We start from the raw sequence: 21035 nt of genomic DNA, 5'->3' as shown, positions 1-21035 counted from the left end.
TTGATACGGCTGCTCGGCTCAGGATCCGCTCGTCCACTCGCGGCGTCCGACGTGAGGGAGACATCCGCCGGACATGTTTCCGTCGCGCAATGTCGAGGTCCGACGAGCGGTCGTGAGTGCGGACCGTGATCGGGTGCGGGCCGGCGGAGGCCCTCGTCGTGGCGGGTGCCCGGCCACGCTGCCGGGTGACCGCTCGCCGACCAGCCGGGACCCGTCGGCGTCCCCACCGGCCGGGACCGCAACTTTCCGGGCCCGCCGCCGTCTCCACCAGTGGAGAGCGACTCCCGCACCCCGAGAAGGCTTCGCTACGGTGGTCGGCACAGAGGGCCCGACTTGTCACGCTCCGTAGTCGGCCTCACCGAACGGATGAAGACGAACATGCTGCGTAACGCCTGGACGACTCTGCGCGATGAGTGAACCGACAGACGTTCTCGACGAGCTGGTGGCATCTGCGATGGCAGGTGACCGCGGAGCGGTCGAGCGTGTATTGGCCACCATCCGGCCGTTGGTCGTGCGGTACTGCCGCGCGCGCCTCGGGCGGATGGACCGGTCGTCCGTCTCGGCGGACGACGTCGCGCAGGAGGTGTGTCTGGCCGTGTTGACGGCCTTGCCCGGCTACCGGGTCCAGGGGCGACCGTTCCTGGCCTTCGTCTACGGGATCGCGTCGCACAAGGTGATCGACGCGCACCGTGCCGCGGGCCGCAACCGCTCGGAGCCGGTTGCGGACGTTCCCGACTCGGTCTCGACGGGGGACGGTCCCGAGCAGCGTGCGCTGCGCGTGGAGCTGTCCGAACAGATGAACCAGCTGCTCGACCAGCTTCCGGAGAAGCAACGGGAGATCATCGTGCTGCGGGTCGTGGTCGGGTTGTCGGCGGAGGAGACGGCCGAGGCCGTCGGGTCCACGCCGGGAGCCGTCCGCGTCGCCCAGCACCGTGCGCTGGCGAAACTACGCAAGAACATGCCCGAGGAGGAGGTGGTCTGAGTGCGCGATCGTGAGAATCCCTGGGGCAACCAGGGGAACCCCGGCGGGCCCGACTTCGGCCGCCGCCGCGACACCGGCCCGAACGGCGGATCCAACGGCCGGCCGGCCAACGGACGTCCCGCGAACGGACGCCCCGGTGGTGCGCGCCCCGGTGGCATCACGCCTCGGCCGATCCCCTTCCCGCCCCGCGGCGGGACCGGACCGGCCGAGGAGCTCGACTTCGCGGAGGAGCCGCTGGACCTCGTCGCCGTCCAGGCGGACGACGAGCTGATCAACGCGCTCGCCGCGGGCATGACGGTCTCGGCCCCCGGCAACTCCGGTTACGACGCGGACGACCGGGTCGCCGCGATGCTGGCGGCCTGGAAGGCCGAGGTCGACGCCGACCCGATCCCCGAGCTCGTCGACCTCGACACGGCGGTCGCCGCGGTCGAGTCCGGCAGCCCGCGCCGCGCCTCGAACCGCCGCCGGCACCTGATCCCGCTGGCCGGGGCCGCCGCGCTGCTGGTCTTCAGCATCGGTGGTGTGTCGATCGGCGCCCACGGTGCCGAGCCCGGGGACGCGCTGTTCGGCGTCACCCAGGTCCTCTACAAGGACGCGGCGAACTCGAGGGTCGCGGCCGCCGAGGTCAAGCAGCGCATCCAGACGGTCAACGAGAAGCTGCAGCGTGGCGACTCGGCCGGTGCGCAGGCGGACATCGTGGCGATGGCGCCGTTGCTGGAGCAGGTCCGGCCCGAGGAGGGCAAGACCTACCTGGCCGCGGAGCAGACCTTCCTCGCGAAGAAGTCGGCCGAGACCCCGCAGGGGCAGGCGGTCGACCCGCAGGCCCCGCTGCACGACGGCACCCCGCGTCCGACCCCGCCGTCGAACACCGAGGGTGGCAAGGACAAGCCGGTCGTGCCGCCGCCCGTCTCGAGCAGCCCGACCACCTCGCCGCCGCCGTCCTCGGCGGTCACGGCGCCCGGTGGGAACGACCCACGGATCGTGAAGGATCCCCCGTCCAGCGGGGCCCCGTCGGTGTCGACCCCGCCCAGTTCGTCGGCCCCGCCGACGAGCGGGACGGCCGAGGGCAAGCCGGACCCGTCGACGTCGAGCGCGCCGCCGTCGAGCGGCACGACGACGAGCTCCCTGGGCTCGACGACGGACCCGGCGAGCAGCTCGTCACCGGTCACCGGCACCAGCTGACCCGGCACGCGGAACGGCCCCGGCACCCTGAGGTGCCGGGGCCGTTCGCGGTTCCGGCTCAGCTGTCGGCGAGCACCGCGTCCGCGTACCCGCGGCAGTACTCCCACGTGACGTAGTCCGTGGGCTCCGGGTCGAAGGCGGGCTCGTGCGGGCGCATCTGCCCCTCGTCGAGCAGCTGCTGCAGGCTCGCGCGCAGCAGGCTCCACTCGTGGAAGTGCTGCTCGCCGCAGTCCCCGCAGTCCACGACGATGCCGCGGACGCCACGGTTCTCCAGGAGCGCCTGGTACACGGCGAGATCCGCCAGATCGGCGACGACCTCCTCGCGCTCGTCGTCGCTCAGCTCCTCGGGGCCCTCGGGATCGTGCTCGTCGAGCGAGAGGGCAGGGTCGTAGGGATCCCCGGCGAAGGGGTCGGGAGGAAGGCCGTCGGACGACACGTGCACACGGTACCCCGTGCCGCTCCCGGGGCGCCGGAGCTACCCACAGCCTGTGGACGGATTGTGCACGAACCGGTGGACAACTCGCGTCCGGGCAGGTCGGCGGGGTGTGTCCGGTGCCTCGCCGAGGCGGCCCGGAACGGTCGGTGCGCGCGGATACGATGGAGGCAATTCCCGGCGTCCGTGCTCGGTGCCGGTGGAGCCGGTGAAGGGTGCACGACCAGTCATGACGATCGAGAACAACGAGCTCCCGCCGAAGTTCGCGATGCTCGGCCTGACCTTCGACGACGTGCTCCTGCTGCCCGCGGAGTCCGACGTCGTGCCCAGCGCGGTCGACACCTCCACCCAGATCTCCCGCCGCGTGCGGATCCGGGTGCCACTGGTCTCCTCGCCCATGGACACGGTCACCGAGTCGCGGATGGCGATCGCGATGGCGCGCGCCGGCGGCCTGGGCGTGCTGCACCGCAACCTGTCCGCCGAGGAGCAGGCCACGCAGGTCGAGGTCGTGAAGCGCTCCGAGGCCGGCATGGTGACCGACCCGGTGACCTGCTCGCCGGACGCCACCCTCGCCGAGGTCGACGCGCTGTGCGGCAAGTACCGGATCTCCGGCCTGCCCGTCACGGACTCCGAGGGCAAGCTCGTCGGCATCATCACGAACCGGGACATGCGGTTCGAGGTGGACCACCAGCGCCCGGTGCACGAGGTGATGACCCGGGCGCCCCTGATCACCGCGCGCGTCGGCGTCACCGCGGAGGCGTCGCTGGGCCTGCTGCGCCGGCACAAGCTCGAGAAGCTCCCGATCATCGACGGCGACGGCGTGCTCCGCGGCCTGATCACGATCAAGGACTTCAACAAGACCGAGAAGTACCCGCTGGCCACCAAGGACCCGGACGGGCGGCTGGTCGTCGGGGCCGCGGTCGGCGTGGGCGAGGACGCGTACGCGCGCGCGATGGGCCTGGTCGACGCGGGTGTGGACGTGCTGATGGTCGACACGGCGCACGGGCACTCGCGCCGCGTGCTGGAGACCGTCGCCAAGCTGCGGGCGGAGGTGGGGGACAGCGTCGACGTGGTCGGCGGCAACGTCGCCACGTTCGCGGGTGCGCAGGCGCTCGTCGAGGCCGGGGCCGACGCGGTCAAGGTCGGCGTCGGGCCGGGCTCGATCTGCACCACCCGGGTCGTCGCGGGGGTCGGGGCACCGCAGATCACGGCGGTCTACGAGGCCTCGCGGGCGTGCGCGCCGGCGGGCGTCCCGGTGATCGCGGACGGCGGCATCCAGTACTCCGGGGACATCTCCAAGGCGATCGCCGCGGGCGCGTCCACCGTCATGCTGGGCAGCCTGCTGGCCGGCACCGAGGAGTCGCCGGGCGCGCTCATCTTCGTGGGCGGCAAGCAGTTCAAGACGTACCGCGGCATGGGGTCGCTGGGCGCGATGCAGTCGCGCGGCACGGCGAAGTCCTACTCCAAGGACCGCTACGCGCAGGACGACGTGCTCAGCGAGGACAAGCTGGTCCCCGAGGGCATCGAGGGGCGCATCCCGTTCCGCGGGCCGCTCTCGCAGGTGGTGCACCAGCTCGTCGGCGGGCTGCGCTCGGGCATGGGCTACGCGGGGGCGAACACGATCGCCGACCTGCAGCAGGCGCAGCTCGTGCGGATCACCGCGGCCGGGCTCAAGGAGAGCCACCCGCACGACATCACGATGACGGTGGAGGCGCCGAACTACGCCTCGAGGTGAGCACGTAGGCTGCCGCAACGTGCGTGACCTCGTGGAGATCGGGATGGGCCGAGAGGCCCGTCGTGCCTACGACCTGAACCAGGTCGAGATCGTGCCGTCGCGGCGGACGCGGAGCTCCAAGGAGGTCTCGACCGCCTGGCAGCTCGACGCGTACCGGTTCGAGATCCCGCTGGTCACGCACCCGACGGACGCGGTCGTCTCGCCCGCCACCGCCGTCGCGATCGGCAAGCTGGGCGGGCTCGCGGTGCTCAACGCGGAGGGTCTCTGGGCCCGGCACGCGGACGCCGCGGGGGCGCTCAAGAAGGTCGTCGAGGCCGCGGACTCGGGGGAGGACCCGTCCGCCGCCATCCGGGCGCTCCAGGAGCTGCACGCGGCGCCGATCCAGCCGGACCTGCTCGCCGAGGCGCTGCGGACCGTCCGCGAGGCCGGCGTGACCGTGGCGGCGCGGGTCAGCCCGCAGCGCGCCCGCGAGCTCACCCCGGCGCTGCTCGCCGGCGGCGTCGAGATCCTGGTCGTGCAGGGCACGATCATCTCCGCCGAGCACGTGAGCAAGGGCGAGCCGCTCAACCTCAAGGACTTCATCAACTCCCTCGACGTGCCGGTCGTCGCCGGCGGCGTGGGGGACTACCGCACCGCGATGCACCTGATGCGCACCGGCGCGGCCGGCGTGATCGTCGGGTACGGCGAGTCGTCGGCCACCACCACGGACGACGTGCTCGGCATCGGCGTCCCCATGGCCACCGCGCTGGTCGACGCCGCCGCGGCCCGCCGGGACTACCTGGACGAGACGGGCGGCCGGTACGTCCATGTGATCGCGGACGGCGGGATCAACGGCTCCGGGGACATTGCCAAGGCGATCGCCTGCGGCGCCGACGCCGTGATGCTCGGCGAGCAGCTCGCGGACTCGGGGGACTCCCCGGCGGACGGCCTGTACTGGACCTCCGCCGCCGCCCACCCCTCGCTGCCGCGCTCGGACGTCACGGGGTTCGCCCCGTCCGACCGCACCCTCGAGCAGGTGCTGTTCGGCCCGTCGAGCACCCCCTACGGCACGGTCGACCTCTTCGGGGCGCTGCGGCGGGCGATGGCGAAGACGGGTTACTCGGACCTCAAGGAGTTCCAGCGGGTGGGGCTGACCGTCCGGGGCTGAGCCCGGATTTGGTACCAGTGTGGTACCGTGAGTCGGTGGCGATGAACGTGCGGTTCACCGAGGAGGAGACGGAGCTGCTCCGTGCCCAGGCCCAGGCGGAGGGCCGGTCGATGGGGGACGTGACGCGCGCCGCGGTGATCGAGTACGTCGAGCGGCACCGCCACCACGACCGGGTCGCGGACGTGCTGGCGACGATCGCCCCGCGCCGGCGTGATCTGCTGCGCCGGCTGGGCGAGGCGTGACGGTCGAGTACCTCACTCTCGACTCGCTGCTGCAGATCGCTGAGGCCGCGCTCGACGGCGAGGTGCCGGTGCGGGACTACGGCCTGCTCGAGTCCGCCGTGGCCCGTCCGCGCGCGACCGTCTTCGGCGTCGACGCCTACCCGACGATCCTCGGCAAAGCGGCCGCACTGCTGGAGTCACTCGTGCGCAACCACGCCCTCGTCGACGGCAACAAGCGGCTCGGCTGGCTCGCGACGGAGACCTTCCTGGTACTGAACGGCCTGCGCGCGACCCCCGACGACAACGCGATCTTCGATCTTGTCATCGCCGTCGCGGACGGGTCGCTCGCCGGGGTGGAGAAGATCGCCGAGGCGCTGGCCGGCGTCACCCGCGAGGACTGAGAAGCCGGCTGGTACTGGACCGCGACCGAGCTCCACAGCGCTCAGACGTCGGCGGGGCCCCAGTAGTAGCAGGTGGTCTCGTCCTCGCCGATGTACTCCCACACTCCCTCGTCGTCGATCTCGATGTCGTTGCAGCCCGCCGAGGGGGCCTCGTCGAACGCGACGGCCCGGGGGCCGCGGTGCACCGCCCGGATCCGGCGGCCCAGCACGGTGGGCGGCTGCGCCGGGGCTCGCTCGATCGAGGCCCGCTCCCCGGTCCCGTGGCAGTACGGGCACTGGGTGGTGTCGGTCGTGGTGCTCATGGGGCCTCCCGGCGGCGCGGGCGGCCGAGGCTGCTGCCCCGGTCGGTGGGAGGAGCCGGTGCGGCAGCGGCGTGATACGTGCGTGGCGGAACGATTTCGGCGCCGATTGCGGCCCAGGAGTGTCCGGAATCGGGTGCACGCTCGAGGCATGAGCACATTCCACACCTACCTCGGCTACCGCGACGCGACGGCCGCCCACGACTGGCTCGGGCGGGTGCTCGGGTTCGAGGTGACCTCCTCCTGGCCCGACGACGCGGGCGGCATCGCCCACTCCGAGCTGCGGCGGGGCGACGCGGGGATCGTCGTCTTCACCGACCGGGAGGGGTACGAGCGGCCCCCGCTCAAGGGCGAGTCCTGCGGACTCGGGCTCTACCTGGCCCTCGAGCCCGACGAGGTCGACGCGGCCTGGGAGCGGGCCCGCGCGGCCGGCGCCGACGTCGTCTGGATGCTGGAGACCTCGCAGTGGGGCAACCACCGCTTCCGCGTCCTCGACCCGGAGGGGTTCGAGTGGACCGTCGGCACCTTCCGCCCCGGCGTCCTTGCCGAGCCGGAAAGCGCAGGTCAACCGGGGTCGTGAGTGGTTGTGCCCCCTCTAGGGGGCACAACCACTCACAGGGGTTTCAGAGGGTCGCCCCGCGGATCGAGCGGATCCCGACCAGCAGGCCCACGGCCGCCGTCACGAGAGCCGCCACGAAGCCCCAGAGCACGGTCGTCGACGCGAAGGACCCGGCGAACAGGACCCGCTCGGCGTCGACGATGTAGGTGAGCGGGTTGAACTTGGAGACGACCTGCATCCAGCCCGGGCCCGTCTCCAGGGGCAGCATCATCCCGGACAGGATGAGCAGCGGGAACAGCAGCGACTGCTGCACCGCCCAGAAGATCCACTCGGTCTTGCGGGCGGCGATGGCCAGTGCGTAGGACAGTGCACCGACGCCCACGCCGAAGATCCCCAGCATCACCAGGCCGACGAGCACGTGCAGCGGGTAGAGCACGAAGCCGAACGGGATCGCGACGAGCGTGATGATCGCGGCCTGCACGACCAGCGGGGTGAGCTCCTTGAGCGCCCGCCCGATCATCAGCGACGAGCGGGACAGCGGCGTGGCGAGCATCCGCTCGAACGCGCCCGTCATGATCTCGAACTGCAGGTTGGCGCCGGTCATGGACGTGCCGAACATCGTGATCATGACGACGACGCCCGGCAGGAACCACTGCAGCGACGAGCCGCCGAACAGCGCGCCGTCGCCCGCCAGGCCCGACAGCAGCGGGCCGAAGAGGCCGAGGAAGACCAGGGGCTGGACCAGGGAGAAGATCAGCGAGAAGGGGTCCCGGACGATGGTCAGGGTCTCCCGCCACCAGACGTGTCCCACGTCGGTGAACACCCCGGTGCGCGGCGGCGCGGTCAGAACGGCCATGTCAGGACTCCCCTTCGCGCAGCGAGCGGCCGGTGAGGTTGAGGAACACGTCGTCGAGGGTGGGCTGGCGGGCGGAGGCGGCGACCACGTCGATCCCGGCGGCGCGCAGCCGCTCGAGCACGCCGGGCATGGCGTGCGAGGCCGCCTCGACGCGGATCGAGAGCGCCACCCCGTCGGGATCCGGTCGGGACGCGGGTTCGGCTCCCTCGACGGCGAGCAGGGCCTGCGCGGCGTCCACGGAGGACGGGTGGACCACCACGGTCAGGCGGTCGCCCGCCTGCTTGTGCTTGAGGGCCTCCGCGGTGTCGTCCGCGATGATCTTCCCGTGGTCGATGATCACGACCCGCTCGGCCATCTGGTCGGCTTCGTCGAGGTAGTGGGTGGTGAGGACGATCGTGGTGCCGCGCTCCTCGCGGATGCGCAGGATGTGCTCCCACAGGTTGGCGCGGTTCTGCGGGTCCATGCCGGTGGACGGCTCGTCGAGGAACAGCAGGCCGGGGGCGTGGATCAGGCCGAGCGCGATGTCGAGGCGCCGCTTCTGGCCGCCGGACAGCGAGCTGACCTTGCGCATCGCCAGCGACTCGAGGTCCAGCGACTTCAGCAGCGCCGTCCCGCTCTCGAGGGCGTCCGCCTTGCTCATGCCGTAGAAGCGGCCCTGCATCAGCAGCTCGTCGCGGACCCGGTAGTTGTGGCCGGCGCCGTCCTTCTGGCCGATGTAGCCGATCCGGCGGCGGACCTCGGCGGGCTTCTCGACGACGTCGACACCCGCCACCCGTGCCGTGCCCGAGGTGGGCGGGAGCAGGCTCGTCAACATCCGCAGGGTGGTGGACTTGCCCGCCCCGTTCGGGCCGAGGAAGGCGACGAGCTCGCCCTCGCCGACGTCGAGATCGATGCCGCGGACGGCCTCGATCGTCTCTTTCCCCGCCGTGAACGTCCGGGCGAGCGACTCGGTGTGGATCACCGGAATTCCCCTCTTCTCCGTACGGCGTACTGCATGCCGGACGGCTAGGGTACACCGTACGGAGTCAGGCGCAAGGGAGTTTCGCAAAGTGGATGAACCGGACGGAACTCCGGAGGGGCAGGCCATGATCGAGCTGCTCTGGAACCCGCCGCCGCCCAAGACCCGGGGGCCGAAGCAGCGGCTCACGCTCGACCAGGTCGTCACCGCCGCGATCGAGGTCGCGGCCACGCTGGGGATCGACGAGCTGTCCATGCGCAAGGTCGCCCAGCACCTCGGCGTCGGCGCGATGAGCCTCTACACCTACGTGCCGGGCAAGGACGAGCTGTTCGAGCTCATGATCGACCGGGCCTGGGGGGACCGCCGGCTGCCGGACCGGGCGCTGCCCTGGCGCGCGCAGGTCGAGTTCCACGCCCAGGAGGCGTGGCGGATGTACGAGACGCACCCGTGGCTGATCCGCTCCAACCTCTGGCGGATGCCGCTGGGCCCGAACGTCCTCGATGCCCAGGAGGACCTCTACCGCGCGGTCGCCCTCACCGGGCTGCCGCTCTCCGACGTCGCCCGGATCGCCGGGCTCGTGGAGTCGCAGGTGTTCGGCGCGGCCCGCTCGGCGGTCACGGACACCAGCGTCGCCTCCCACACCGGCGTGAGCCAGGACGCCTACTGGGAGTCACGCGCCGGCTTCTGGAGGACGTACTACTCCTTCGAGCGCTTCCCGACCATGACCCGGATCTGGGAGAGCGGCGGGTTCGACGAGGAGTACTCCGACGCGGCCTGGGAGTTCGGCCTGGGCCTGCTGCTGGACGGGGTCGAGCGGCTGATCCCGCCGTCGCCTCACCCCGCCGGGACGTAGGCGGGTCGGGCGACCACCAGGTCGTGCACGAACCGGAGCTTGTCCAGCACCGCCGGGGCCAGCACGAACGGGTAGAGGTCGTCGAGGCCCATGGAACGGTTGACGGCGTTGAGCGCGGCGGTGAGCGGGAGCCAGGTCTCGATCAGCGCGTCGAAGTCCTTCTCGCTCTCCTCCGGCTCGGACTCCAGGGCGGGGCCGTGCACCGAGATCCCGAAGGCCGAGGCGGTCTGGCTGGTGTCCCGGACGTGCAGGTAGTGGGCGAAGGTCTCGGCCCAGTCCTCCCACGGGTGCATGGTGGCGTAGGCCGAGACGTACGCGTCCGCCCAGCCCGCCGGGGGCTCCGACGAGTAGTGCCGCTCCACCGCGTCGGCGTAGGAGGCGCGCTCGTCCCCGAAGAGCGCGCGGAAGCCCTCGTTGCGCGCGGCCCGGTCGACGAGCACCTCCCAGTACCAGTGCCCGGTCTCGTGGCGCAGGTGGCCGAGCAGGGTCCGGTAGGGCTCGGCGAGCTGCACGCGCATCTGCTCGCGGTGCCCGGCGTCGCCCTCGGCGAGGTCGAGGGTGACGATCCCGCTCTCGTGCCCGGTGACCACCTGCTCGTGCGCACTGGAGAGCAGGTCGAACGCCAGGCCCCCCACGGGGTCCTCGCGCCGGCCCGCCAGCGGGAGGTCCAGGTCGTCGATCTGGAAGAGCAGCCGGCGCTTGGCCGCCTCGGTGAGGGCGAAGGCGGCCAGGCCGTCGGCGTCGTCGTCCGCGGGGCGGGTGCGGGTGAGCGCGCAGCAGTCGCAGAGCTCGCCGTCGCCCGTGACGAGCCAGTTGCAGCCGGCCCGCTCGAGGTTGGCGCACTGCCGGCCGGTGGAGGTGAGCACGAACGCACGGTCGGGCCGGGAGTAGCTGATCTCCGAGCCGCAGTTCAGGCAGACGGAGTTCTCGAAGTGGACGAGCGAGGAGCAGTGGGGACAGGCGAAGGCGCGCACGGACCCACCTACCCCTCGGGGAGGCGTTCCATGTCGACCGACACCGTCATCACACTCTCGGCCGAGTCCGTGAAGATCACACCCTTGAGCGGGGGCACGTCGCCGTAGTCCCGGCCGTGGGCCAGCACCACGAACTGCTCGTCGACGACCCGGTCGTTCGTCGGGTCGAGATCGAGCCAGGCCCCGTCCCCGGTCCAGACCGAGAACCAGGCGTGCGAGGCGTCCACCCCGCGCAGCTTCGGCTTCCCCGGCGGCGGGAGGGTCTCGAGGTAGCCGCTGACGTACCGGGCCGGGATGCCCCGGCTGCGCAGCCCGGCCACCGCGAGGTGGGCGAAGTCCTGACAGACGCCCTCGCCGCCGGCGAGCAGGTCGGTGACCGTGGAGCGGACCGTCGTCGAGCCGGAGACGTAGTCGAAGTCCGCGTGGATGCGGCGGCAGAGATCGCCGGCGGCCTCGCCGAGCGGCCTGCCCGGGGTGAACGACGACGCCGCGTAGGCCGCGACCTCGGGCTGCGACGGCAGCCGGGGCGAGGGCAGCCGGTAGGGCCGCGCCTCGACCGGCACGCTGTCGCGGACCTCCTCCCACGGCCGCAGCGCGGCCGGGGCGGCGCCCCGGTCCACCGTCACGGTGCTGCGGGCGAGGACGGTCAGCTCCCGGTGCGGGGCCCGGACGCAGAAGTAGGTGGAGCGGTTGCCGAAGGCGTCCGTGTGCTCGCGCAGGTCGTCGGCACCGGGCTCCAGCGTCACCTCGGCAGCGGCGCACCGCTGGTCCGGCTGGGTGCGGGGGAGCAGGTGGGCGCGCCCGAAGCTGGTGGTGACGTCGTCGGCGTAGGTGTAGGTCGTCCGGTGGGTGACGCGGTAGGTGGTCACGAGGCCGCCGGGAGCAGCGGGTCGTACGGGCGCGGGCCCAGCACCGGGGCGAAGTGCGCCGCCCCGATGTCGACGGCGAGCCGGTCCAGGTCCGCGGTCAGCCCCGCGAGGAGCGCGGCGAGCCCGGGGCGGGTGCCGTCGGCGGCGTCCCGCGCGGCGACCGCGGGCAGGTCGGCCTCGGCGAGCCGGCGCACGGTGGCGTCGAGGGAGCCGGGGACCGGGCCGGGCAGGTGCGCGAGGTCGTCCGTGAGCCGGTCGAGCTGGTAGGCCACGGCGCGCGGGTTCTCCCGGTCGGCGAGCAGCAGGTCGAGCGTCGGCGCCACGCCGGGGCGTCCCGCGTGCCGCCGCCGGTGGGTGATCACCGACTCGGCGACGATGGTCACCGACTCGACCACCAGCCGGTCCGCCGGGCCGCGGGGAGCCGCGCACAGCGTCGCCGCCAGGAGCGCGACGACGTGCTGGGCGCGCTCCACCCGCCGTCCCGTGTCCAGCAGCCGCCAGCCGGCGTCGCGCACCAGGCTCTCCGTGACGATCCCGGCCAGCGCGAGCAGGCCCTCGAGGATGCGGTTCAGGCCGCCGGACACCGCGCCGTCGTCGAGGTCCGGATCGGCGGCGATCCGGGCGAGCGCGGTGTCGAGGCGCCCGAGCACGAGCCAGGTGTCGGTGGGCAGCAGCTCGCGGACGGCCTGCGCCGCGCGGGTCAGCCGGTGCACCGCGAACCCGAGTGTGCCGGGGCGGTCGCGGTCGCAGAGCAGCGAGCGCAGCTCCTCGCGGCCGGGGCTCGGGGGATCGGGCAGGGTGTCGGGGTCGGCGAACCCCGGTTGCGTGCGGGTGATCTCCGAGGTGGCCAGCAGCAGCGCCCGCAGGGCGTCCGCGCCGGCGGGCTCGGGGGTGTTCTGGAAGTCCGCCCACCGGTCGGTGACGGCGCGCAGCAGCCGCGCGGTGTCCTCGGCGCGCTCGGCGTAGCGGCCCAGCCAGAACAGGTCCTCCGCCACGCGCGGGGAGACCCCGCCGGCCGGGACCTGCGCGGTGATCTCGGTGGCGGGGCCCGGCAGCGCCCGTTCGGGGCGGTCGCCGACCACCCAGACGTCCTTCGCGAGGGTGGCGGCCCCCTCCAGGGGGCGCACGCCCGGGCCCGCGGACACCGAGGCGAGCCCGCCGTCGAGCACCTCCCAGCCGCTCCCGGAGGCGACCGCGAAGGTCCGCAGCACGACGGGCCGCGCGGCGGCGCCCGTGGGGGTGATCGTCGGGGCGGTGGACAGCGGGATCTCGCGCTGCGCGGTCCAGGCGTGGGGTTCGGCCGCGATCCGGTCCAGCAGCTCCGCGCGCTGCGCGGCGGTGAGGTCGCCCCCGCGGACCGGGAACCGGAGCTCGCTCCCGGAGCCGCCCGCCGGGCCGTCCGCGGAGCCGCGGGCGATCGGGCCGAGCACGAGCTCGGCGGCGTGCTCCCGGACGTGGGACAGCGCGAGCGGGTCCCCGCACCACCAGGTCGGTGGCCCCGGCAGCAGCAGGTCCTCGCCGAGCAGCGCGCGGCACAGCGCGGGCAGGTACGGGATCAGGCCGGGGTTCTCCGCGACGCCCGAGCCCAGGCCGTTGAGCACGCTGACCGCGCCGGTCCGCGCGGCCTCGACCAACCCCGGGACGCCGAGCCGGGAGTCCGGGCGCAGGTCCAGCGGATCGCACCACTCGGCGTCCAGCCTGCGCAGCACGACGTCGACGGGCTCGAGCCGGCCCAGGGTGTGCTGCCAGACCCGGCCCTCGCGCACGGTCAGCTCGGAGCCCAACACCAGCGGCACACCCAGCAGCGACGACAGCAGCGCCTGCTCGTAGGCGGTCTCCGAGTCCGGACCGGGGTTGAGCAGGACGACCCGCTGCTCGTCGGTGCGCAGCCCCGCGCGCAGGGCCTCGAAGAACGGGCCCAGCCTGCGGATCCGCGAACGGCGGTGCAGCGCGGACAGCACCCGGGCGACGACCCGGCGGTTCGCCATGGCGTAGCCGGCGCCGGAGGGGGCCTGGACGCGGTCGTCGAGCACGACCCAGCCGTCGGGGGAGCGGCCGAGGTCCACGGCGGCGAGGAACAGCTCGCGGCGGGAGAGGAGGTCTCCCGCGGTGCCGATGGTCGGGGTCGCAGGCTCCCCCTCCGTCCTGCGCCAGGCGTGCAGGTACCCGGGATGGCCGTCGACGACCTCCACCGGCAGAACCCCGCCGGTGATCACCGTGCGGGGGCCGTAGAGGTCGACGAGCAGCCGGTCGAGGAGCTCGGCGCGCTGCGCGACCCCGCGCTCGAGGGCCCCCCACTCGTCCGTGGAGAGGATCAGCGGCAGCGGGTCGAGCTCCCAGAGCTGTTCGGACTCCGCACCCGGCGGGTGGTAGGCGACACCGTCGTCCGCCAGCAGCCGCACGGTGGCGCCGCGGCGGGCCGCCAGGCCCTCCGGCCCGGCGCTGTCGACGACCCCGGCCAGCCCCGTCCACAGCGGCCGGACGGCGCCCGAGGCGTCCCGCATCTCGTCGTACACGGCCACCTTCAGGGTCGGTGCCGCCGCAGGTCGAGCGTCCGGGGGTACTCGGCGGTGGGGTCAGCCTTCCACAGACTCGTGTCCACGGGTCCCGGCGAATGCCCGTACGGGGTGAAGCGGGCGTTGCGGCGGGCCTCGGCCTCGTTCGCGTTGACCGGGTAGGTCTCGTAGGCGCGGCCGCCGGGGTGCACGACGTGATAGGTGCAGCCGCCCAGCGACCGCTCGTTCCAGGTGTCGACGAGGTCGAACACCAGCGGCGAGTGCACCCCGATCGTCGGGTGCAGGGCGCTCGGCGGGGCCCACGCCCGGTAGCGGATGCCCGCGACCAGGCCGTCGCTCGTCGCGGCGGGGTGCAGCGGGACGGGGACGCCGTTGCAGGTCACGGTGTAGCGGTCCGACAGCGCGCCGGTGACCTCGATCTGCACGCGCTCCACCGAGGAGTCGACGTAGCGCGCCACCCCGCCGCTGGACATCTCCTCGCCGAGCACGTGCCACGGCTCGATCGCGCTGCGCAGCTCCAGGGTGATCCCCGCGACGTCCACGCGGCCGAGCCGGGGGAACCGGAACTCCAGGAACGGATCCAGCCAGCCCGCCTCGAACGGGATGCCGTGGGCGTCCAGGTCCGCGACCACCTCGGCCACGTCCGCCGCCACGAAAGCCGGCAGCATGAACGAGTCGTGCAGCCGGGTGCCCCAGCGGACCAGCTTCCCGGTGTACGGCTCGGCCCAGAACCGCGCCACCAGGGCCCGCACCAGCAGGGCCTGGACGAGCGCCATGTCCGGGTGCGGCGGCATCTCGAAGCCGCGCAGCTCCAGCAGGCCGAGGCGGCCGCGCTCGGAGTCCGGGGAGAACAGCTTGTCGATGCAGAACTCGGCCCGGTGGGTGTTGCCGGTGATGTCGGTGAGCAGGTGCCGCAGGGCCCGGTCGACGTGCCACGGGCGGGCCTCCGCCTTGAGCCGGTCGAGCTCGGCGAAGGCGATCTCCAGCTCGTAGAGGGTCTCGTGGCGGCCCTCGTCGACCCGCGGGGCCTGGCTGGTCGGGCCGATGAAGGTGCCCGAGAACAGGTAGCTCAGGCTCGGGTGCTGCTGCCAGTAGGTCAGCATGCTCACGAGCAGGTCGGGGCGTCGCAGCAGGGGCGAGTCCGCGGGCGTCGCGCCGCCCAGGGTGATGTGGTTGCCGCCGCCGGTGCCGGTGTGGCGGCCGTCGAGCGCGAAGGACTCGGCGCCCAGCCCGGTCTCCTGGGCGAGCCGGTGCAGGGTGGACGTCAGCTCCGTCAGCTCGGTCCAGCTGCTCGTCGGATGGACGTTGACCTCGATGACGCCCGGGTCCGGGGTGACCGTGAGGGTCTTCGTGCGGGGGTCCCCGGGCGGCGCGTAGCCCTCCAGCACGACCGGCTGCCCGACGGCCTTCGCGGCCTGCTCGACGATGCCCAGCAGGGCGACGGCGTCGGCCGCCTCCTGCAGCGGCGGCAGGAAGACGTGGAGGTGGCCCTGCCGTTCCTCGACGCACAGCGCCGTGGTGGGGGCGTCCTCGACGGGGGTGACGTGCGCCTTCTCCGCCGTCGCCGCTCCGGTCGGCAGCGCCGGGCGCTCGCGGAAGCTCGAGGGGTCCGGCACTCCCGGCGGGAGCTCCCAGGTGATCGCGCCCAGGGGCAGCCGCAGGCCGGCGGGGGAGTTGCCCGGGAGCAGCCGCATGTCGCCGCGGCGGGTGAGCCAGGCCGTCGTCGCCCGGCTCTCCCCGTCCTCGGTGCGGTGGACGGGCAGGGCCCAGGCGACGGGTTCGGTGTCGGCGGCGTCGAGGCGGGCGATGATCCGCGCGCGGGCGTCCCGGTCGGCCAGGGGTGTGTCCGTGTCGACGTCCGCCGGGGGCTCGCCCGCGGGCAGCCGTGCCTCGGTGACGATCTCGTGCAACCGGTCCTCGAACAGCGGGCGCAGGTACTCGCCGTCGATACCCAGGCCCGCGGCGATGGCGGCAGCCAGCTCGCCGGCCTGGGCGTTCGTGGCGGTGCCGGGCTCGGAGGGGGTGGCCAGCAGGGCCGGATCGCCCCAGAGCGGCTCGCCGTCCGTCCGCCAGATCAGGGCGGTCTGCCAGCGCGGCAGCGGCTCGCCCGGGTACCACTTGCCCTGCCCGCGGTGCACCACGCCGGTGGCGGCGTAGTGCTCCTTCAGCGTCGCGGCCAGCTCGTCGGCCATCCGCCGCTTGTCCTCGCCGTCGGCCGCGACCGTCCACTGGGGCGAGGCCATGTCCTTCTTGGACACGAAGGTGGGCTCGCCGCCCATCGTCAGCCGGACGTCCCCGGCGGCGAGCAGCTCGTCCGTCCGCAGCCCGACGGCCTCGATCCGCTCCCGCTGCTGCGGCGAGTACGGCGCCGTGACCCGCGGGTCCTCGTGGATCCGGGTGACGGTGTTGGAGAACTCGAGGCGGGACTCGCAGGGGTCGATGAGCCCGCTGATCGGGGCGGCGTGGCGGGGCGAGGGGGTCGAGGCGAGGGGGATGTGGCCCTCGCCGGCGAGCAGCCCCGAGGTCGCGTCGAGCCCGATCCAGCCGGCCCCGGGCACGTAGACCTCGGCCCAGGCGTGCAGATCGGTGAAGTCCTGGTGGAACGACGGCGGCCGCACGCCCGGCACGGCGTCGGGCGCGAGCTGCACGAGATAGCCGGAGACGAACCGCGCGGCGAGGCCCAGCTCGCGCAGCGCGCTCACCAGCAGCCACGCGCTGTCCCGGCAGGAGCCGACACCGCGGTCGAGCGTGGTGTCCGGGCTCTGCACCCCGGGCTCCATCCGCACCGAGTACGAGACGGCCCGGTTCACCCGCCGGTTGACGTCCACGAGGAACGACACGATCGCCTGCCCGCGGCGGTCGTCGGCGTCGAGCTCGCGGAGGAACTGCCGCACGAGGGGGCCCGGGCCGGTGCCGCCCTCCTCGGCGACGGGCCGCAGGTACGGCTCCAGGTCCGCGGCCAGCTCCGTGGGGTAGGCGAAGCCGAAACCCTCGGCGTAGGGCTCGAGGAAGAAGTCGAAGGGGTTGACGACCGTCATGTCCGCGACCAGGTCGACGGTGAAGGTCAGGCTGGTGGCGGGCTCGGGGAAGACGACGCGGGCGAGGTGGTTGGAGTGCGCGTCCTGCTGCCAGTTCACGAAGTGCTGCGCCGGGTCGACCGTGAGGGAGTAGCTCTCGATCGGCGTGCGGCAGTGCGGGGCGGGCCGGAGCCGCACGGTGTGCGGGCCGATCGTCACGGCACGGTCGAACTCGTAGTGGGTTCGGTGCTCGAGGGCCACGCGGATGGTCACGTCCGCGGATTGTTCCGTGCGGGAGGCCCCGGAACGTTTCGCAGGGGTCACAGATCACAGCCGAGATGAACCTCAGGGCGATTCCGGCCCCGGCCGAATCGCCCTGAGGTTCATCTCGGCGTGGGGGTCGGGCGGGCTCGGAGGACGCCGAGTACGTGCGCCGGGCCGCGCGATGGGTGGAGGCGCACGCCGGGGAGGAGTGACGGCGGTCGCCGTTTACCCTGGTGGGGTGGACAACCCGACCGTTCTCGTCGTGGACTACGGCGCCCAGTACGCGCAGCTCATCGCCCGGCGGGTGCGGGAGGCGCAGGTCTACTCGGAGATCGTGCCGTCCTCGACGCCGGTCGCCGAGATCGTCGCGCGGAACCCCGCGGCGGTGATCCTCTCCGGCGGGCCGTCCTCGGTGTACGCCGAGGGAGCGCCGGAGGTCGACGCCGCGCTGTTCGAGTCCGGGATCCCGGTGTTCGGCATGTGCTACGGCTTCCAGGCCATGGCGCGGGCCCTCGGCGGCGAGGTCGCGCCGGACGGCACCCGCGAGTACGGACGCACGTCGATGCACGTCGAGGCCTCCGGGGTGCTGCACGACGGGCTGCCCACCGAGCACCCGGTCTGGATGTCGCACGGCGACTCCGTGACGCGGGCGCCGGAGGGCTTCACCGTCACCGCGTCCACGGACCGGGTCGCGGTGGCCGGTTTCGAGAACGTGGACCGCCGGCTGGCCGGCGTCCAGTACCACCCGGAGGTCGGGCACTCCCCGCACGGCCAGGAGGTGCTCCGCCGCTTCCTGCACGAGATCGCGGGCATCACACCCAGCTGGACCACCGCGTCGATCATCGACGACACCGTGGCCGCGATCCGCGAGCAGGTCGGCGAGGGGCACGCGATCTGCGGGCTCTCCGGCGGTGTCGACTCGGCGGTGGCCGCGGCGCTCGTCCAGCGCGCCATCGGCGACCGGCTGACCTGTGTGTTCGTCGACCACGGGCTGCTGCGCGCGGGCGAGCGGGAGCAGGTCGAGAAGGACTTCGTCGCCGCCACCGGGGCCACGCTGCACACGGTCGACGTCGAGGAGCGGTTCCTCGCCGCGCTCGCCGGGGTCACCGATCCCGAGACCAAGCGCAAGATCATCGGCCGGGAGTTCATCCGGGTCTTCGAGGCCGCCACCGCGGACGTCGTGGCCGATCACGAGGTCGGGTTCCTGGTGCAGGGCACGCTCTACCCGGACGTCGTCGAGTCCGGCGGGGGCACCGGCACCGCCACGATCAAGAGCCACCACAACGTCGGCGGGCTGCCGGACGACATCGAGTTCGCGCTGGTCGAGCCGCTGCGCGCGCTGTTCAAGGACGAGGTCCGCGCGGTCGGCGCCGAGCTCGGGCTGCCCGAGGTGATCGTCCAGCGGCAGCCGTTCCCCGGGCCCGGCCTGGGCATCCGCATCATCGGCGCCGTGGACAAGGAGCGGCTCGAGACCCTGCGGGCGGCGGACGCGATCGCCCGCGAGGAGCTCACCGCCGCCGGGCTGGACCGCACGATCTGGCAGTGCCCCGTCGTGCTGCTGGCGGACGTCCGCTCGGTCGGCGTCCAGGGCGACGGCCGCACCTACGGCCACCCGATCGTCCTGCGGCCGGTCAGCTCCGAGGACGCGATGACGGCGGACTGGACGCGCCTGCCCTACGAGGTCCTGGAGCGCATCTCCACCCGGATCACCAACGAGGTCGCCGAGGTCAACCGGGTCGTCCTGGACGTCACGAGCAAGCCGCCGGGCACCATCGAGTGGGAGTGAGCGAACGGCACTCCCGCTCACTAGGTATGAGCGAACGCGCCGCTCGCTCACCGGGCAGCTGAACGGCGCCCTCGCTCACCAGGTGTGAACGAGAGCGCCGTTCGCTCGTGCGGCGTGCTCAGCGTTTGCGGACGCTTGCGGCGAGCAGGACCACGCCGAGCAGGACCGCGCCGCCGGCGAGGACCCAGCGGAGGTCGAAGCCCGAGAGGTCCGGGGTGTGGCCGAGGAAGCCGGAGCCGGCGATCCCCAGGCTGACCAGCCCGACGATCAGGCACAGCAGGTCGGGCATCCGGCGGGCCGGACGGGACTCCTGACGCTCAGCCACGGTGCACCTCCACGCTGCCCAGGCCCGTGCGCAGGTCCAGGATCAGCGGCCGGCCGGACCGGACGCCGTCGGTGCCCAGGTCGTCGATCGAGCTGACGTCGATGTTCGAGCCGTCCTGGTCCCTGCCCAGCACCGTGACGTCGCCGAGGTCGGCGTGCGCGTGGACGGTCACGTCGGCGTTCGGCGGGAGCGTCACGCTGATCTCGCCGAGCCCGACGTTCACGGGGATGCGGATCGGGCCGGCGTCGCCCCCGGGCGCCGCGGTGAGGTCGAGGCCGCGCAGGTCCAACTCGATCGAGCCGGCGCCGCGGTCGTAGCTCGGCTGCAGCGCCGCCACCGTGGCCGGGGTCGCGCGGATCTCGCCGACACCGTTGCCGTAGGCGGACAGCGGGGTCTTCGCCGCGAGCGAGCCCCAGGTCAGCAGCGCCACGACCAGCGCGAACGGGATGAGGCCGCGGCCGCCGCGGGTGAACGCCCCGATCACCAGGCCGATCCCGAGCACGGCCAGCACCGTCGCGAGGACGGTGGGCACGCCGGCCAGGCCGGCACCCGTCAGCAGAAGGACCGTTCCGGCGACACCGCCGCCGAGCACGGCGAGCGCGAGGGTCACGGGCGTGACCCGGGACCGCCTGCGGACGGGGACGGGCGGCGGTTCCGGCGCCGCCGGCTCCGGGAGGTCCCAGGCGAACGGCGCCGCGCCGAGCGGGTCCCAGGAGGGCGGGGCGCCGCGGTCGAGCGGGTCGGGGCCCAGCGGGTCCCGGGAAGTCTGGGGGTCGGTCCCGCTCGTCGGGGCCGGGGTGCTCGCACTGTCGGTCGCGGCAGCCGGGCCGCCGTCGACCGCGGAGCCGGTCACGACCGTGGGCGCGTCCCCGTCGGTGTCGGCCGTGCCCCTGGACGTCGTGCCCGTGGCAGTCGTGCCCGTGGAAGTCGTGGTCTGGGCGGACGTGACCGTGGACGACGTGTCCGTGGACGGCGTGCTCAGGGCGGTCGTGACGGAGCCCGGCTCCTGCCCGGCCGGCGTCCGGACCGTGGGCGCGTCCGGGTTCCAGGTGCCCGTCCCGTCGGTCCCCGTGGTCCCCGCGGCGACAGAGCCCGGCGCCTGCCCACCCGGGATCCCCTTGTGCGCCCGGCTGCGGTGCAGCAGGAACAGCAGCGCCAGGACCGCGAGGGTCGGGAGGACGAAGCCCCCGTCGTGGCCCCAGAAGATCCCGCCGCTGGCGATCAGCGCGATCGCCAGCACGGCGAGCAGGACGGGGTTCGGCGTGGTCCCCGACGAGCGGGCCCCGGTCGCCGTCGGCGCACCGTCGAGCGGGTCGTCGGCGTCCGCGGCGGGCAGCAGCGCCCAACCGGCGATGTAGAGCGCGATCCCGATCCCGTAGACCGCCGCGACGGCGAAGCCGACGCGCACGAGCGTCGGGTCGATGTCGTAGCGGCGGGCGACCGCGCCGGCGACCCCGGCGATCTTGCGGTCGTGCCGCGGCCGGGCGGGACGGGTCTCCCACATCTCCCGCAGCGTGGTGCCGACGTCCGTGCTGTTCATGCCGAGCCCCCCAAGGCGCTGTCAGCGCTGTTCATGGCACAGACCCTCCTCGCCCGGGGGCACCCAGGGTATCGGGGACGACCCGGAGAAGACCCCGGGGACGAACCCCGATGCCCGC

19 protein-coding genes are annotated in these 21035 nt (G+C 73.4%); 9 read left to right on the top strand and 10 right to left on the bottom strand.

Annotated features, from left to right (window positions below):
- The first annotated feature begins 409 nt into the window (after window positions 1-409).
- Window positions 410-982 carry a sigma-70 family RNA polymerase sigma factor gene (locus tag ABD324_RS34220; protein WP_344426977.1) on the top strand — a complete coding sequence of 191 codons (573 nt, stop codon included), beginning with the start codon at window positions 410-412 and terminating at the stop codon, window positions 980-982.
- Window positions 983-2164, top strand: coding sequence for an anti-sigma-D factor RsdA (locus tag ABD324_RS34215; protein ID WP_344426974.1), 1182 nt, complete (start codon window positions 983-985; stop codon window positions 2162-2164).
- A gap of 58 nt (window positions 2165-2222) precedes the next feature.
- Here ABD324_RS34215 and ABD324_RS34210 read toward each other — a convergent pair whose 3' ends face one another.
- Window positions 2223-2600 (bottom strand): DUF5319 domain-containing protein, encoded by a 378-nt coding sequence (locus tag ABD324_RS34210; protein ID WP_344426971.1) that lies wholly within the window; start codon window positions 2598-2600, stop codon window positions 2223-2225.
- A gap of 226 nt (window positions 2601-2826) precedes the next feature.
- Here ABD324_RS34210 and guaB point away from each other — a divergent pair, with 226 nt between their 5' ends.
- From guaB to ABD324_RS34190, 4 genes are read left to right on the top strand one after another with little or no spacing between them, the layout of a single operon-like run.
- Window positions 2827-4332, top strand: a complete 1506-nt coding sequence (gene guaB, locus ABD324_RS34205) for an IMP dehydrogenase (protein ID WP_344426968.1) — start codon at window positions 2827-2829, stop codon at window positions 4330-4332.
- Between the two features lie 19 nt (window positions 4333-4351).
- Window positions 4352-5479, top strand: coding sequence for a GuaB3 family IMP dehydrogenase-related protein (locus ABD324_RS34200; protein ID WP_344426965.1), 1128 nt, complete (start codon window positions 4352-4354; stop codon window positions 5477-5479).
- A 35-nt stretch (window positions 5480-5514) separates the two neighbouring features.
- Window positions 5515-5721, top strand: a complete 207-nt coding sequence (locus tag ABD324_RS34195) for a DUF6290 family protein (RefSeq protein ID WP_425565964.1) — start codon at window positions 5515-5517, stop codon at window positions 5719-5721.
- Entirely contained in the window at window positions 5718-6101 is a 384-nt protein-coding gene (locus tag ABD324_RS34190; RefSeq protein WP_344426962.1) for a type II toxin-antitoxin system death-on-curing family toxin, read from the top strand. Before ABD324_RS34195 ends, ABD324_RS34190 begins: the two co-directional genes overlap by 4 nt.
- A 41-nt stretch (window positions 6102-6142) precedes the next feature.
- Here ABD324_RS34190 and ABD324_RS34185 read toward each other — a convergent pair whose 3' ends face one another.
- Window positions 6143-6403: a hypothetical protein gene (locus ABD324_RS34185; RefSeq protein WP_344426959.1), complete on the bottom strand. Its 261-nt coding sequence runs from the start codon at window positions 6401-6403 to the stop codon at window positions 6143-6145.
- Between the two features lie 148 nt (window positions 6404-6551).
- Between ABD324_RS34185 and ABD324_RS34180 the strand changes: the two genes are divergently transcribed.
- A complete protein-coding gene (locus tag ABD324_RS34180) occupies window positions 6552-6980 on the top strand; it encodes a VOC family protein (RefSeq protein ID WP_344426956.1) in 429 nt (142 codons plus the stop codon).
- A 43-nt stretch (window positions 6981-7023) separates the two neighbouring features.
- Here the strand turns inward: ABD324_RS34180 and ABD324_RS34175 are convergent, their stop codons facing one another.
- Window positions 7024-7815, bottom strand: a complete 792-nt coding sequence (locus ABD324_RS34175; RefSeq protein WP_344426953.1) for an ABC transporter permease — start codon at window positions 7813-7815, stop codon at window positions 7024-7026.
- Window position 7816: 1 nt separating this feature from the next.
- Window positions 7817-8776: an ATP-binding cassette domain-containing protein gene (locus ABD324_RS34170; RefSeq protein WP_344426950.1), complete on the bottom strand. Its 960-nt coding sequence runs from the start codon at window positions 8774-8776 to the stop codon at window positions 7817-7819.
- A 124-nt stretch (window positions 8777-8900) separates the two neighbouring features.
- Here ABD324_RS34170 and ABD324_RS34165 point away from each other — a divergent pair, with 124 nt between their 5' ends.
- A complete protein-coding gene (locus ABD324_RS34165) occupies window positions 8901-9626 on the top strand; it encodes a TetR/AcrR family transcriptional regulator (RefSeq protein WP_344426947.1) in 726 nt (241 codons plus the stop codon).
- Here ABD324_RS34165 and ABD324_RS34160 read toward each other — a convergent pair.
- Genes ABD324_RS34160 through ABD324_RS34145 form a run of 4 tightly spaced genes read right to left on the bottom strand, consistent with a single transcriptional unit; the run spans window position 9608 to window position 17275 of the window.
- Window positions 9608-10600 (bottom strand): zinc-binding metallopeptidase family protein, encoded by a 993-nt coding sequence (locus ABD324_RS34160; RefSeq protein WP_344426944.1) that lies wholly within the window; start codon window positions 10598-10600, stop codon window positions 9608-9610. The genes ABD324_RS34165 and ABD324_RS34160 overlap by 19 nt on opposite strands.
- A gap of 8 nt (window positions 10601-10608) precedes the next feature.
- A complete protein-coding gene (locus tag ABD324_RS34155) occupies window positions 10609-11469 on the bottom strand; it encodes a transglutaminase family protein (protein ID WP_344426941.1) in 861 nt (286 codons plus the stop codon).
- Window positions 11466-13991: a circularly permuted type 2 ATP-grasp protein gene (locus ABD324_RS34150; RefSeq protein WP_344426938.1), complete on the bottom strand. Its 2526-nt coding sequence runs from the start codon at window positions 13989-13991 to the stop codon at window positions 11466-11468. The genes ABD324_RS34155 and ABD324_RS34150 overlap by 4 nt, the downstream gene beginning before the upstream one ends.
- A gap of 2 nt (window positions 13992-13993) precedes the next feature.
- On the bottom strand, window positions 13994-17275 hold the full coding sequence (locus ABD324_RS34145; protein WP_344426936.1) for a transglutaminase family protein: 3282 nt from the start codon (window positions 17273-17275) through the stop codon (window positions 13994-13996).
- A gap of 172 nt (window positions 17276-17447) precedes the next feature.
- Here ABD324_RS34145 and guaA point away from each other — a divergent pair, with 172 nt between their 5' ends.
- Window positions 17448-19052, top strand: coding sequence for a glutamine-hydrolyzing GMP synthase (guaA, locus tag ABD324_RS34140; protein WP_425565963.1), 1605 nt, complete (start codon window positions 17448-17450; stop codon window positions 19050-19052).
- Between the two features lie 118 nt (window positions 19053-19170).
- Here guaA and ABD324_RS34135 read toward each other — a convergent pair whose 3' ends face one another.
- Window positions 19171-19377: a hypothetical protein gene (locus ABD324_RS34135; protein ID WP_344426931.1), complete on the bottom strand. Its 207-nt coding sequence runs from the start codon at window positions 19375-19377 to the stop codon at window positions 19171-19173.
- Window positions 19370-20917, bottom strand: a complete 1548-nt coding sequence (locus ABD324_RS34130; protein ID WP_344426928.1) for a PspC domain-containing protein — start codon at window positions 20915-20917, stop codon at window positions 19370-19372. The genes ABD324_RS34135 and ABD324_RS34130 overlap by 8 nt, the downstream gene beginning before the upstream one ends.
- Window positions 20918-21035: the final 118 nt, after the last annotated feature.

It is taken from the genome of Pseudonocardia ailaonensis (genome assembly GCF_039531635.1).
GTDB lineage: Bacteria > Actinomycetota > Actinomycetes > Mycobacteriales > Pseudonocardiaceae > Pseudonocardia > Pseudonocardia ailaonensis.
The sequence above is the reverse complement of the archived record's forward strand: the minus strand, read 5'-3'. Positions and strand labels throughout refer to the sequence as shown.

Coding starts and splice junctions, on each gene's coding strand:
- ABD324_RS34220 (WP_344426977.1), top strand. CDS start 410: ATGAGTGAACCGACAGACGTTCTCGACGAGCTGGTGGCATCTGCGATG.
- guaB (WP_344426968.1), top strand. CDS start 2,827: ATGACGATCGAGAACAACGAGCTCCCGCCGAAGTTCGCGATGCTCGGC.
- ABD324_RS34185 (WP_344426959.1), bottom strand. CDS start 6,403: ATGAGCACCACGACCGACACCACCCAGTGCCCGTACTGCCACGGGACC.
- ABD324_RS34180 (WP_344426956.1), top strand. CDS start 6,552: ATGAGCACATTCCACACCTACCTCGGCTACCGCGACGCGACGGCCGCC.
- ABD324_RS34175 (WP_344426953.1), bottom strand. CDS start 7,815: ATGGCCGTTCTGACCGCGCCGCCGCGCACCGGGGTGTTCACCGACGTG.
- ABD324_RS34165 (WP_344426947.1), top strand. CDS start 8,901: ATGATCGAGCTGCTCTGGAACCCGCCGCCGCCCAAGACCCGGGGGCCG.
- guaA (WP_425565963.1), top strand. CDS start 17,448: ATGGGTGGAGGCGCACGCCGGGGAGGAGTGACGGCGGTCGCCGTTTAC.
- ABD324_RS34130 (WP_344426928.1), bottom strand. CDS start 20,917: ATGAACAGCACGGACGTCGGCACCACGCTGCGGGAGATGTGGGAGACC.